The 13,829-nt window shown below is 28.4% G+C and carries 14 protein-coding genes; all 14 read right to left on the bottom strand.

The window, feature by feature from the left end; genetic code table 11:
- Nucleotides 1-7: 7 nt before the first annotated feature.
- Nucleotides 8-1,903 carry an FtsX-like permease family protein gene (locus H2684_RS09555; protein WP_182089182.1) on the bottom strand — a complete coding sequence of 632 codons (1,896 nt, stop codon included), beginning with the start codon at nucleotides 1,901-1,903 and terminating at the stop codon, nucleotides 8-10.
- The gene (locus H2684_RS09560) at nucleotides 1,890-2,654 is read right to left on the bottom strand and encodes an ABC transporter ATP-binding protein (RefSeq protein ID WP_182089183.1); all 765 of its coding nucleotides are present in this window, start codon (nucleotides 2,652-2,654) and stop codon (nucleotides 1,890-1,892) included. The genes H2684_RS09555 and H2684_RS09560 overlap by 14 nt, the downstream gene beginning before the upstream one ends.
- A 106-nt stretch (nucleotides 2,655-2,760) precedes the next feature.
- The gene (locus H2684_RS09565; protein WP_182089184.1) at nucleotides 2,761-3,801 is read right to left on the bottom strand and encodes a sensor histidine kinase; all 1,041 of its coding nucleotides are present in this window, start codon (nucleotides 3,799-3,801) and stop codon (nucleotides 2,761-2,763) included.
- Nucleotides 3,798-4,472, bottom strand: a complete 675-nt coding sequence (locus H2684_RS09570) for a response regulator transcription factor (protein WP_182089218.1) — start codon at nucleotides 4,470-4,472, stop codon at nucleotides 3,798-3,800. Before H2684_RS09570 ends, H2684_RS09565 begins: the two co-directional genes overlap by 4 nt.
- Before the next feature lie 170 nt (nucleotides 4,473-4,642).
- Nucleotides 4,643-5,020: a carbonic anhydrase gene (locus H2684_RS09575; RefSeq protein ID WP_182089185.1), complete on the bottom strand. Its 378-nt coding sequence runs from the start codon at nucleotides 5,018-5,020 to the stop codon at nucleotides 4,643-4,645.
- 129 nt (nucleotides 5,021-5,149) lie between these two features.
- The gene (locus H2684_RS09580; protein WP_182089186.1) at nucleotides 5,150-5,590 is read right to left on the bottom strand and encodes a PTS sugar transporter subunit IIA; all 441 of its coding nucleotides are present in this window, start codon (nucleotides 5,588-5,590) and stop codon (nucleotides 5,150-5,152) included.
- Nucleotides 5,591-5,619: 29 nt separating this feature from the next.
- Nucleotides 5,620-7,017, bottom strand: a complete 1,398-nt coding sequence (locus H2684_RS09585; RefSeq protein ID WP_182089187.1) for a PTS fructose transporter subunit IIBC — start codon at nucleotides 7,015-7,017, stop codon at nucleotides 5,620-5,622.
- The gene (gene pfkB / locus H2684_RS09590; protein WP_182089219.1) at nucleotides 7,018-7,941 is read right to left on the bottom strand and encodes a 1-phosphofructokinase; all 924 of its coding nucleotides are present in this window, start codon (nucleotides 7,939-7,941) and stop codon (nucleotides 7,018-7,020) included.
- 19 nt (nucleotides 7,942-7,960) lie between these two features.
- A complete protein-coding gene (locus H2684_RS09595; RefSeq protein WP_182089188.1) occupies nucleotides 7,961-8,821 on the bottom strand; it encodes a tagatose bisphosphate family class II aldolase in 861 nt (286 codons plus the stop codon).
- Nucleotides 8,822-9,028: 207 nt separating this feature from the next.
- Nucleotides 9,029-9,766 carry a MurR/RpiR family transcriptional regulator gene (locus tag H2684_RS09600; protein ID WP_182089189.1) on the bottom strand — a complete coding sequence of 246 codons (738 nt, stop codon included), beginning with the start codon at nucleotides 9,764-9,766 and terminating at the stop codon, nucleotides 9,029-9,031.
- Nucleotides 9,767-9,906: 140 nt separating this feature from the next.
- Complete coding sequence (gene splB, locus H2684_RS09605) at nucleotides 9,907-10,923, bottom strand: spore photoproduct lyase (protein WP_182089190.1); 1,017 nt, start codon at nucleotides 10,921-10,923, stop codon at nucleotides 9,907-9,909.
- A 74-nt stretch (nucleotides 10,924-10,997) separates the two neighbouring features.
- A complete protein-coding gene (locus tag H2684_RS12470; protein ID WP_347707543.1) occupies nucleotides 10,998-12,374 on the bottom strand; it encodes a HAMP domain-containing sensor histidine kinase in 1,377 nt (458 codons plus the stop codon).
- Complete coding sequence (locus H2684_RS09615; RefSeq protein ID WP_182089191.1) at nucleotides 12,365-13,024, bottom strand: response regulator transcription factor; 660 nt, start codon at nucleotides 13,022-13,024, stop codon at nucleotides 12,365-12,367. The genes H2684_RS12470 and H2684_RS09615 overlap by 10 nt, the downstream gene beginning before the upstream one ends.
- Nucleotides 13,025-13,067: 43 nt before the next feature.
- Nucleotides 13,068-13,826, bottom strand: coding sequence for a lantibiotic immunity ABC transporter MutG family permease subunit (locus H2684_RS09620; RefSeq protein ID WP_182089192.1), 759 nt, complete (start codon nucleotides 13,824-13,826; stop codon nucleotides 13,068-13,070).
- Nucleotides 13,827-13,829: the final 3 nt, after the last annotated feature.

A 13,829-nucleotide genomic window follows, 5' to 3' on the forward strand; every position in this document is an offset into this window, starting at 1 on the left:
TAACTATTTAACTAAGAATTTTTAAATACTTTATCTTAGTAGCCACAAAATAAATTAAGTATACTATTATAAATATTATTACGCTCATTACAGTAGGTATTAAAATATTATAATTCATTAATTTACTTAATGAAATCATAGCTACACAACTGTGAATTATCCCAATTGCTAATGGCATAATATAGCAAATTCCTATTTGTTTCGATACAGCTTTATTTACTTCTCTATCTGTCATTCCAATTCTTTTTAATATAACAAATTTATTCTTATCCATATATGCTTCACTTACAAGTTTAAAGTATATTATACTTCCTGTAGCTACTATAAATACTAGTGATAAAAAAGCTCCAAGAAAATAAAGTATTCCAAATATACTATAAGTTGATTTATCTTTATTTTCATTTGTATACAGACTATCTTTAATACTGTCTATACTCTCCAAATCTTTAGCTAATGATTTTATATTTTCAGTGTTACTTATCTTTAATCCATTAAACTCATATTCTGTAGTTGTACTTTTAAGTTTATTATAAGTATCATCATTCAAGACTATACATGGTGCTGGAATTCCCATGCCAAAAAGCGGAGTCTTTAAATTATTTTTTATAATATATTTTTCATTATTAATATCTACTTCTTTATTTTCATAATCTACAAGGCTCATAACTACAGTTGGTACATCTATGCAGAGTACCTCATTATCTGATAAATCGTATTTTTCAATCTTTTTTAAATCTTTTACCTTAAGGTCATTGCTAATTCTCATAAAATCATAATATTTTAAAGCTATTGCAACATTATTCTTATCATCAATGTGAAATTGTGTCTTCATATGTGGTTTTATCATAAGAAATTTTGTATTTTCCTCTAACATTATATTACTATTATTCTTTTCTATCTTACGTTTTACTTCTTCTTTTACAGATTTATCATTAGAAACATATGATATGTCATAAGGTGTCTGAATACTATCTCGTATCTGTACAAAATATTTCAATGAAGCTACAGTTCCATAACAAGTTAATGTAATTGTAATAAGAATCGCCACTGTAGCTAATGTTCTGTAATTATTTTTAACTCTAAATGCAATATTAGAAATACTTACTATATTAGTTCCATTATACAAAAATTTCTTTTTATTCAATAAATACTTCATAAATATTGAATAACCAGCTCCAAATAACCAATACGTCCCAAAAACCACAAGTAAAATTGCCAAAGGTGAGTTTTTTGCAAAATTACTCTTAACATTTAAGGCAAAATAATACCCTATTCCAATAAATATTATAGATAAAATTCCCTTTATATAATTTAACTTTGGAATCTGTTCCTCTCTTTTAGATGTATTAAACAAGTCAATCAATTTACTTCTAACTATATTTATATATCCGAAAATGGAGTTAGCCAAGAAAATCGTAAAAAATATCACAGTAGTTTCAATTACAGCTTTTATTGAAAAGAAAAAATTCACCTTCATATTTAGTATAGCAACCTTAGCTAACATCATTAAAAATAACTTACAAAATATAATTCCTAGAAAAAGGCCTATTATTATAGAAGTGACACCTATAATAAGAACTTCTATAGTGTATATATAAGCTATTTGATAGTTGGTAACACCCATAAATGCATAAATTCCTATTTCCTTCTTTCTCTGCTTTAAGAAAAAAGAACTTGAAAACCATATAAAAAACATTATAAAGGCCAATAATAAATATGCAACAATTTTTGACATTGTATCAATATACAAATTAGACATATTAGCCTTTTGAAAATCTGGATTATATTTTAATTCTATAAAGTTATAATATACCATTACTGAAAAAATCATTGACATTATATATAATCTATATGTGTTTACATTTCTTTTAAAATTACTATAAGCAATACTAAAATAGTTCATCAGCATCACCTCCCATTGAAGTGGCCATATCCATAATTCTTTTGAAAAATTCCTTTCTTGATTTATCTTTATCAAGTTTTGCATGAATCTTTCCATCTTTAATAAACATTATTCTTCTACAGTAACTTGCAGCAAAAGCATCATGAGTTACCATTATTATAGTAGTGTTATATTTTTCATTCATATTTGAAAGACACTGTAGTAATTCTGATGATGATTTTGAATCCAATGCTCCTGTAGGTTCATCTGCAAATATAACTGAAGGTGAAGTCATAAGGGCTCTAGCTGCAGCAGTTCTCTGTTTCTGACCACCTGAAAGCTGATATGGATATTTATTAAGATGATCTTTTATGCCTAAAAACTCGGCTATTTTTTCTACTTTATTTATTATTTCTCTATGATTTACTTTACCAAGAGCTAAAGGAAGTGCTATATTATCCTGAACTGTCATTGTATCAAGTAAATTAAAATCCTGAAAGATAAATCCTATTTTATTTTTTCTAAATAACGCAAGCTCCTTTCCTTTAACTTTAGCCATATCTTTTCCTTGGAAATAATATTTTCCACTTGTTTGCCTATCTATAGTAGACAGAATATTTAAAAGAGTAGTTTTACCAGCTCCAGAAGGCCCCATTATTCCAAGGAATTCTCCTTCTTCGATTTTAAGATTAATTCCATCTAAAACAGTAGAGCTCATACCTTTTGACCCATAAACTTTTTTTAAATTCTCTGTTTCAATAACAAAACTCATTAGAATTTCCTCCTATTTGATAGCTAATGTTTATATGTCTATTTTAACTTCTGTTTAGATGCTCTACCATCGAATTTAGATTACATATTATATTTTAATATTACATTTATGTAACTTTGAAGTAATCTGACAACTTGTAAAAACATAAAATAAACTCTGTATACACTCCTTCTTCAGATTTAACCAGCAAATTATGATTCATCTTATTGGCCATCTTTTTAGAAAGGTATAAACCCATTCCAGTGGATTTTGATACCTTTCTTCCATTCTCACCAGTAAAACCTTTATCAAATATTCTCTTTATATCCTTTTGGCTTATACCTATACCATTATCCCTAATAAATAATCTTACCATTTTTTCATCTTCATCTGCATAAATTGTTATCTTACCACTAGGTTTTACATACTTACAGGCATTATTTATAATTTGATCAATAATATATCTAGTCCATTTTTCATCTGTCATAACGTTGAAGCTTACATTTTGGAGTTCTAATTCAATATTCTTTGATATAAAAAATATTGAATTTCTCTTTAATATATCTCTAATAATTTTTTCAATATTAACTTCTCTTATTTGTAAATCTTCGGAATAACTTGAAGATCTACTAGTATACAATACCTGATTTATAAGAAATTTTATTCTTTCAATTTCTACTCTAAGTTCTTGCGAAATATTATTAATAGACTCTATTTCAGAAGCTTCCTCAATTCTATCAGCAATTAATTCACAAACAGCAATAGGTATCTTAATTTCATGAATCCACTTTGTAATATAATCATTCACTTCATCTAAAAGCGATTTTATCTTATCAACCTTATTTTCAATCTCACTGTTTTTTGCTCTTAAAATATCTTTTATAATATTAATTTCAAACGAAGTGTTTGAATTGGGCATATACTCATCTACACTCTTACCATTTTTAATAGCTTTTACAATATCTCTATACTTATAATCCCACTTTTTATAATCATATATTGCAAATATTAATGATATAAAAAAAATTAAAAAATCCATGTAGATTACATCATTTTTAGCTAAATTAATAGGCTTACTTGATATCAAAACTAAATTTACAACTGAAAATATGCAGATAAAATATACTATTTTTGAAATGGAATTTTTTAAATAAGTTATTTTACTCATAGTATCATATACCCATATCCTTTCTTTGTTTGTATATAATCCGTAAGCCCTATATCTTTTAATTTCATTCTAAGCCTATTGATATTTACAGTAAGAGTATTATCATTAACAAAACTATCATCTTCCCAAAGAGCTCTCATTATTCTTTCTCGTGATATTGCCTTACCCTTGTTTTTCATAAGTAACAACATTACTTTAAATTCATTTTTAGTTAATTCAATTTTACTATCATTATAAAAAATAGTACTATCTATTAAATTTAATATTACTCCGTCACATTCTAATAAATCAGGAGATGTATCTGTATATGAATATGTCCTCCTTAAAATTGCATTTATTTTTGCAACAAGTATGTCCATTGTGAATGGTTTTGTTATGTAATCATCTGCACCATTATTTACTGCCATTATAATGTCCATATTTGTATCTCTTGAAGAAACGAATATAATAGGTACTTTTGATAGTTCTCTAATTTTCTTACACCAGTAAAACCCATCAAAATAAGGCAAATTTACATCCATAATTACTAAATTAGGTTTATATTTAGCATACTCACTTACTATATTTTTAAAATCATAAACACTTACTGTTTCAAATCCCCACTTTCTTAACACAGCTTCCATATTACTGCAAAGTGCTTTGTCATCTTCAACTATCATTATTTTATATATCATATAATTTACCATCACCTCATCTGAAAATTATACCAAATATTATTGTTATAGTTGTCCTATTAAAAAATAATTAATGGGAAATTTTCCACATATAAAAGCTAGCTTACTATGAATTTAATAAGCTAGCTTAAAATCAATCTTATTGAATTTTGCATTTATTATATTATTTAGTCTACAACATGTACATTCCAAAATTCGTCTACCCACAGACCAATCACTGTAACTGGAAGATCCCATGATTTCACTTGTGATACTGATGCTGCTATATCTTCTAAATGTTTCTCATAGCAAACAGGATTTGCAGCACAATCGTAATGTCCTACAACCGCAACTACATTAGACTTATGGTCATTTACTGAAATCAAAACGCTTTTTCTCAATCTTTCATTTTCACTCAAACAATCATTAGATAATACCTTATCTATTCCAGGCTCCGTAATTAAATCTACATAATCCACATTATAATTTTCCTTAATCCATTTTGTTACAGAAATCTGCGTTCTACCATCCATACAATTTAAAACCGTTCCAAACTTCTTATCCATTTTACACCTCCAACTAATTTCTATAATTAACATATTAAAACATTAGAAAACTTATGTCTATTTAAATTCAATAAAAAAAGAAGCTTTACCACTAAACTGTGCTAGCTTCTTTTTTTATTAAACTAATATTTAAATTATCTCTAATATTTCTGATTTTGATTTTGCATTTATTATCTTATTTCTAAAGTCTTCATGCATTAATTTTCTTGATATGCTAGCTAATGCTTGTAAATGAAGATCACTCTGTGAATCATTAACTGCTATCATAAATATTAATTTTACTGGTTTTCCATCTATTGAATCATAATCAACTCCATCTTTAATTATCCCTAGTGCAATTCTAGGCTCTTTTACAGATGTTGATTTAGCATGTGGTATAGCGATTCCAAATCCTATGCCAGTATTGCTTAAAGATTCTCTGTGATAGATATCCTTTTTAAAATCGCTTTTATTAAGTATTACTCCATCCTTTACTAATACATCGATCATTTTATCAATAAGATCATCTTTATCCTTTGCAGATATATTTAACTCTATAGTATTTTCTGTTATTAACTTATTTAATTCCATAATCATACTCCATCCTTTATTATAAATTACTAAGCATTTTTCTGAATACGACCTCTATATATTCCATATAAGACTCCACCAACTGCTGATCCTGTTAATATTGCTCCTACCCATAACAATGGACTGCTAACCAATGGTAATATTAAGAATCCACCATGTGGAGCCGGAACTTGGATTCTCATTAAATATGTTAACACAGCTGATATAGAAGATGCAATCATTAATATTGGAATAACTCTCAATGGATCTTTAGCTGCAAAAGGAATTGCTCCTTCAGTTATATGAGTACATCCTAAAATATAGTTAACTAAACCTGCAGCTTTCTCCTCTTCATCAAATCTTTTCTTAAATAATGTTGTAGCTATAGCAATTGCAATTGGCGGTGTTATACATGCTGCTGAAACACCAGCCATAAAATAGTAATTTCCCTGTGCAAGAAGCATTGTACCTGTTAAATAAGCAGCCTTATTTACTGGACCACCAAAGTCAAATGCACTCATACAACCTATAACTATTCCTAATAAAATTGGATTTGCCTGTTGTAAAGAGGACAGCCATCCCATAGCACTTTTATTTATAGCTGCCACTGGTCCACCTAACAATGTCATTAGTACACCAGTTACTAATATTCCTATTATTGGCAATATAAATATTGATTTTAAACCCTCAAATTGCTTTGGTAATCCTGATAGTAGTTTTTTAAAATAAAGCATTAAATATCCAGCAAAAAATCCTGCAATAATACCGCCTAAGAATCCTGATCCTGTAGTATTTGCTATAAGTCCACCAACAAATCCTGCAACCATACCTGGTCTTCCAGAAATTGAATTAGCAATATATGCTGTAAATATTGGAACCATTACTGAAAATGCCTGTCCCCCTATATCTTTAATCATAGCCGCTATAGGATTATATTGAGGTGAATTTGGATCAAAGGAATATATACCCCACAAAAATGATACTGCTATAAGTACACCACCAGCTACAACAAATGGTAACATATAAGAAACACCACTCATTAAATGCTTATATATCTCTCTACTTATAGATTGTTTTCCTACAACCTCATCAGAACTTTTCTTTGTATTGGATTTTTCAGCTGCTTTTCCACCTTTTACAGGTACTTTTCCATCTAATATAGCCTGAATTAACTCTTTAGGTTTACGTATTCCATCAACAACTGATGTTTCTATAGTTGGTTTTCCTATAAATCTGTCAGCTCTAGCATCTTTATCTGATGCAACTATTACTCCAATTGCCTCTTCTATATCCTTATCTGTTAGCTCATGTTCAACTCCAACTGCACCATTAGTTTCTACTTTTATTTCTACACCTAATTCTTCAGCTGCCTTTTTTAATCCTTCTTCTGCCATAAATGTATGTGCAATTCCTGTAGGACATCCTGTAACAGCAACAATTTTTTTCATCTACATTACCTCCTTAACATCTATTTTTTCCATATATTTTAATACCTTTTTTAGATCTCCTAAAGCACTGGACTCAGCAACATTTGCTCCTGTAGCAGATGCTTTTTTAAGTGCTTTTTCAACATTACCTTCAAATAACCATTCACTTAAAAATGCCGCTAATGATGCATCACCTGCACATGCAGAACTTAAAAGATTAATTTTAGGTGCATTACAGTAATACATCTTTTTGCCATTATAAAAATACATTCCATTTTCTCCTAATGTTAAAAGTATATTTCTCGCACCTAGAGTATTAATATATTTTAATGCATTTTTTATATCATCTTCATTATTTAAACTGATTTCAAATATTTCTTTAACTTCATCATCATTAGGTTTAATTAGCAGAGGTTTATATTTTAATAATTCCTTTAATTTTTTAGAACTAATATCCAATATAACTTTCACATCTTTTTCAAGACATATATTCAAAATTTGATCGTAATATTCCTGTTTTATACTCTGAGGTAAGCTTCCACTTATTATTAAATAATCATCTTCTTTTAAATTCAATGATAAATACTCTAACAAGTCTTTTTGTTTTTCTTCTGGAACAAATGGACCTTTATTTACATATTTTAATTCTTTATTATCTTTAACGGTTATAAAGACATTTATTCTTGTATTTTCTTCTATCCAAAATGGTATTGTAGATATATTTCTTTTATTTAGCTCCTCTACAATATACTTTCCTGTAAATCCTCCAAAAAATCCAATTGCCTTACTCTCTATAAAGTAATGATTTAAAACTAGTGATACGTTTACCCCCTTGCCATTTGGTGAATATGATAAATTAGTAGTTCTATTTACTTTAAATAGTTCATTACTGCTTGAATAGCAATTCATATCTATAGCTGGATTTGTAGTTAATGTATAAATCATCTTTTCACCACCTGTCTTTTTAAGCTTGGTTATTGCTTCCACAAACTATTATTTTATGTGTCACTATGTCCTTCATTGCTTTCTTTCCTGGTGTCATATATTTTCTTGGATCATTAGCATCTGAATTTTCATTAAAATATTTCTTTACAGCATTTGCAAATGGGATTTTCAAATCAGTGGCTACATTTACTTTACAAATTCCAAGGGATATTGCTTTTTTAACTAACTCATCAGGAACATCTGAAGCACCATGTAGTACTAGTGGAACACTAACCTTTTCTCTAATTTCAACAAGCCTATCAAAATCAAGTTTAGGTTTTCCTTTATATAATCCATGAGCTGTGCCTATTGCTACTGCCAATGAATCTACTCCTGTTCTAGCTACAAATTCTAATGCATCATCTGGGTTTGTATACATAGAATCTTTTTCACTTACTACTAAATCATCTTCTCTTCCACCTAGTTTACCAAGTTCTGCTTCAACAGTTGCATCATATTTATGTGCATATTCTACTACTTCTTTAACAATTTCTATATTTTCTTCAAAAGCTTTTTTTGATGCATCAATCATACATGATTTAAATCCAATATCTATACAATTTTTAATTTCAGCAACATTTTCAAAATGATCTAAATGAATAGCTATTGGAATATCATATTTTTTTGCTGCAACTTCAGCCATTGAAACTATATAGTCAGGCCCTGCATAATCAATGATAGTTGATGGAGTTCCTGCTATAATAACCGGAGATTTTAATTCAGCTGCAGTTTCTGCTACAACTTGTAATGTTTCCATATTATGAATATTAAATGCTGGTACTGCGTATCCATTTAACTTGGCATTTTTCAACATTTGTCTGGTAGATAAAATTCTTCTCATTGACTTTTTCTCCTTCTGTAGTTTATTTATGATTATATTCTAACTTATATATCCGGAAAATGTTTTCACAACTTACATGTATTATTTCTTCCATATGAATAGACAAACTAAGCTTTTATCTATATTGAAGTCATATAATTAATTTTGAAAATATAAAAAAAGAGATTTTCAATAAATTTGAAAACCTCTTTTTATAGCAAAAATAATCTAAATTATTAAATAATCTATAATAGCTCTTGATATAATAAATAATGGCAATCTTGAAGAAACTTCAAATTCCTTTATAGATACTCTTGATTGCTTATACCCAATTAATGTAATATCCGATATTTCTTCCAATTTACTTCCTCTAGCACAGCAGCAAGTTATCAATTTAGCTCCGGTTTTAACAGCACTTTCAGCGGATTCAATTATTTCCTCTGATCTCATCTTTAAAGAAAATACTATTACAAGCTCGTTTTCATTTAATGTTTTACAGATTTTTCTCATAATATTAGGATCAACTATTAAGAATGTATTATATCCTAACAGCTGCAACTTTAAGTTAAATTCTTGAGCAACAAGTTCTGTTAACCCTCTCGCTAATATATATATACGCTTTGACTCCTTTATCAATCTAACAGTTTTTAACACCTTTTTTACAGAAATATTTTCTATAGTCTTTCTTACTTCTATCAATGATTTTCCTAATATCTCATTTATCTTTCCAGAATCAGCATCATAATCTTCTCTAAGTGAAATTTTATATCTTAATTCTGAAAATCCTTGTAGTCCACATTTTTTTATAGTTCTAGAAACAGTTGCCGGTGAAGTAAATGACTTTTCTGCTACATCAACTATAGACATATTAGGTATATTGTATTCATTTGAATTAATATAATTAACTACCATCTTTTCAGTTTCAGTAAGTTTATCCAAAATACTCTTATCTACTTGTATAATCAACTTTATACCTCTCTATAATCACTATAATATTTCAATATAAATAATAAAAAATTTGTAGTTTTAAAACATCTTTTTTCACTAAAATTAGACTACATCTCTAAAAATATTATAACATAAAATAAAAATCTACATTAAATATTTTAGATTATGTACTTTATATTAGATTCATTGAAATAATTTCCTATTTTATTTTTAAAAAATCCCCTCATATCATCTAATTTATCTTTTGTATATACATATTTTCCATAGCCAAATTGCCCATACTTAAACTTTCTTATTTCTTCTTCCATTGGAAGGGTTGTTTTAGGATATATAGTCAATATATTCTCCTTTGCCCTTTTTGTAAATCTATGAGATATAATTTCAAAGGAAATGTCTTCTCCTGAAAATCTATGTCCTATTTCTTCTATTATATTTCCATATTCCATTTTCCACTCATCATACAAAAATACAGGAGCAATTATAAATCCCAAGTGATATCCTGCATTTAAAATACTGCTAGCTGCATTTATTCTATCTTGAATTTTAGGTGTTCCATGTTCAAATTTACTTATAATTCTATCTGTATTCAAACTGAACCTTATAGTTGTTCTTCCATTGTGCTCTACATTAAGCAGACTATCTATATCTGTAAATTTAGTTACAAATCTAAATCTGCTATTTTCAATCTTTCCAAAGTGAAGTATAGCCTTTTTTAAATTTCCACTATATGGTTCAACAGGTACAGGATCAGAAGTTGCTGCACCTTCAAATACAGTTATATGCTCTCCTCTTTCTTCAATATATTTATCTGCTCTATTTAATATTTCATCTGTATTCACATACACCTTTATATATGGTTTCTTTCCCATCTGGGTATTAAGATAACAGTATTCACACATTCCCATACATCCGCTTACTAAAGGCAATTGGTAGTTTGCAGATGGCTTGCATGACTGAAAGTTTCCAATCTTTCTTATGCCTACAACAAGAGTACTTTTCCCTTCAAAATACATTTTTTGTGCTGTATCACCTGGTATCTGTGTTATTCTTCCACTTTTAGAGTACAATATCTCAACATCTTTATCCTTGAAATATGACAGAATTTGTTTTCCCTTTTCATACTCCAATGCAGCATCTTCAAATATAACTCTCTTTGGCTCAAACATATAATTCACCTCTATTTTTTAAGACCTTTAATATATGTTTTCCAAACATCAAAATTTTAGTATGTTAATATATTTACTTTTGTTTATATTAATGCAATTTCTATAGTTACTTTTCCACCACCGGAGTCCGATAGATTTTCTAAAATCAACCTTCCATTATGCAATTTAGCAATTGAGTCCGCTATATAAAGTCCCATACCAAAATGTTTTTTTGAATTTCTACTTGTATCACCCATATAAAATTGCTTTGCAGCTGATTTTAAACCTTCTTTTGTAAATCCTTTACCTGTATCTGTAACTATAAATTTAAGTTTTTTATCATTACCTAATATATGAAATTTTATTAATCCTCCATTAGGTGTATAATCTACTGCATTTGACATAACATTCATAAGACATCTAAGAAGCAGTTTTTCATCTAATGTACTTTCCTTAGGAATGTTTTCTTTTATACATTCAGTCTTTATATGTTTTGAAGCTGCAAGAGCCATCAGTTCACTATAAACCTCTTTAATGAATTCTTCCACATTAGTTTTCTTTAAAACAAGTGATATTTCAGATTCTGTTTTAGAGATTTTTGTAAGTAGTAATATGTACTGTTCAATTCGGTTGGTATTTTTTAAAATAAAATTTGTGTAACTTTGCTGCTCTTTATTTAGATTTGTATCACACAAAAGTTCAGTATTACCTTTTACTATAGTAAGTGGTGTTTTAATGTCATGAGTCAATGCAGATATTTGCTCTCTTCTTGCTTGTTCTAAATTCCACTGCTCTTCCAGTGATTTTTTAAGTTCAGTTTTCATTTCAGAAATTGACAATAGTACATCATTAAACTCCTTTATTCTAGAGCTAGCAACATCAAAATTCAAATCCTGCTCTTTAATTTTTTCAGTAGCTTTCATTAAAGGGACTAGATGAATTTTTAACTTTTTAGCAAAAATAGCTGTAACAACTATGGTAGATACAAGGCAACCTAAAACAAGAATGGTATATATAAAATATTCAGGTTTGGGAAATTTTTCATTTAACCAGTCCGAATTATAGCTCATCTGCACATAGTATTGTAAAACGCAGTAACCATCTTGTCTTTCAATAAAGTAGTACCGTTTTGGACCTACATCTACACTAAAATCTCCTTTTGCATATGATAGTGCTTCAGATAAATTATATTTGTTCATATTTGTCTTTATAACATTAAATTTTTTATCAAAGACTGCAAATGAGCATCCTTTTGGAATCATGCTTTCCTTAATCTCTAAAGAAGATGATAAAATAGCCTTTTCTTTTCTTATAATATTTTCAGAATAATTTGCTGGATATAAAAATTGCGTTTTCATCGCTAATTCTACAAAGAATATAATAAAAACAATTACTATAAAAAATGCAGCTATTAATGAAAATAAATATCTGATAAATACTGTTTTTAATGTAACAACTTTATTTCTTATTTTTATCGCCACTTATAACCAATCCCCCAAACTGTTTCTATTGGATTTACATCAAAAACAGCCAATTTAGCACGAATATTTTTAATGTGTTCAGCAATTACTGAACTATTACTTTCTCCATCATATCCAAAAACACCTTCATATATATTTTCTTTTGAAAAAACTTGTCCATGATTTCTAGCTAAATATTCACATATGGCATATTCACTTTTTGTAAAAGGTATTTTTTTATTATCTACAAAAACTTCCTTAGATAATAAATTAAACTTTATGTCTGACACTACAAGAAAGTTGTGTCTTTCACGCTGCTCTCTGCGGATATGAGCATTTACTCTAGCCTTAAGCTCTCCTACAGAAAAAGGCTTTGTTATATAATCATCAGCCCCAATTCCAAGCCCAAACATAATATCACTTTCCATAGTTTTTGCAGTAAGAAAAATAATTGGACAATCAACAATATCTCTAATTTTCTTGCATAATGTAAAACCATCTATATCTGGCATCATAACATCTAATAAAATTAGATCATAACCAATAAAATCTCCACTTGATAAATTTATTGCATTATCTACTGTAACAACAAAATGATTATCCTTTGAAAGAACATTTTTTATAAGTGTTAAAATATCTTTCTCATCATCAATAACAAGTATTTTAGCCAAAATATCACCTTCTCTTAAAAACAATTATACTGGATTTTGCATCTTATTCTAAAGACTTTCTTCCTTCCCATGAGGAAAACCAAATTAAAATCATAACAAGTGCTACCAAAGTGTCAATTGCCATAATAATAACTCCTTCTTTTAATTCACTTTGAACCATATTATAAAGAGATGAATTTATTTCACTTAAAACACTATAGTCGCAAAACCTTACAGCCCAAGCCCATGGTATTACCTTCCATATTCTATCTCCAAGCCCTGTAATCATAATTGCACAGATTAAGCTTCCAACAATTCCTCCTCCAATTGATGCACCTTTTCCATATCTTAAGCTCAAAAAAGTATGTAAAATATATAAAATTATATTGCCTAAAAGTAATCCAATTCCTACTTGAACATAGCAGCTAAGTGTAAAATTATTTTCATTTAAAACATACTGAAATCCAATTCCAAAAATAGATAAAGCTATAAAAATGAAAAAAAATGACCCTAAAATAAATAAAATAAGTTTGCTAATCAGTGCAGCCCACCTCCACTTACTCCCTGTCAATAATTCTTGGAAGTTTCCTGCTTGTTCCTCCTGTGACACAACCATACTGCAAATCAATCCAATAAGCAGAGGAAATGTAACTGCCACAAATTCAAAATAGGCAGAAACTTTGTCCTTAGCTTTCCAACTAGAAATAGAATAGTAAGCCAGAAAAATCACTGAACACAAAAGAGGAATTAAAATATGCATCCATAAAATTGAAGTGTGTCGCAGTTTATATAAATCAGATTTTACTGAACGAAATAAATCCATTAC

This window comes from Clostridium sp. cel8 (assembly GCF_014050525.1).
Taxonomy (GTDB): Bacteria; Bacillota; Clostridia; order Clostridiales; family Clostridiaceae; genus Clostridium_B.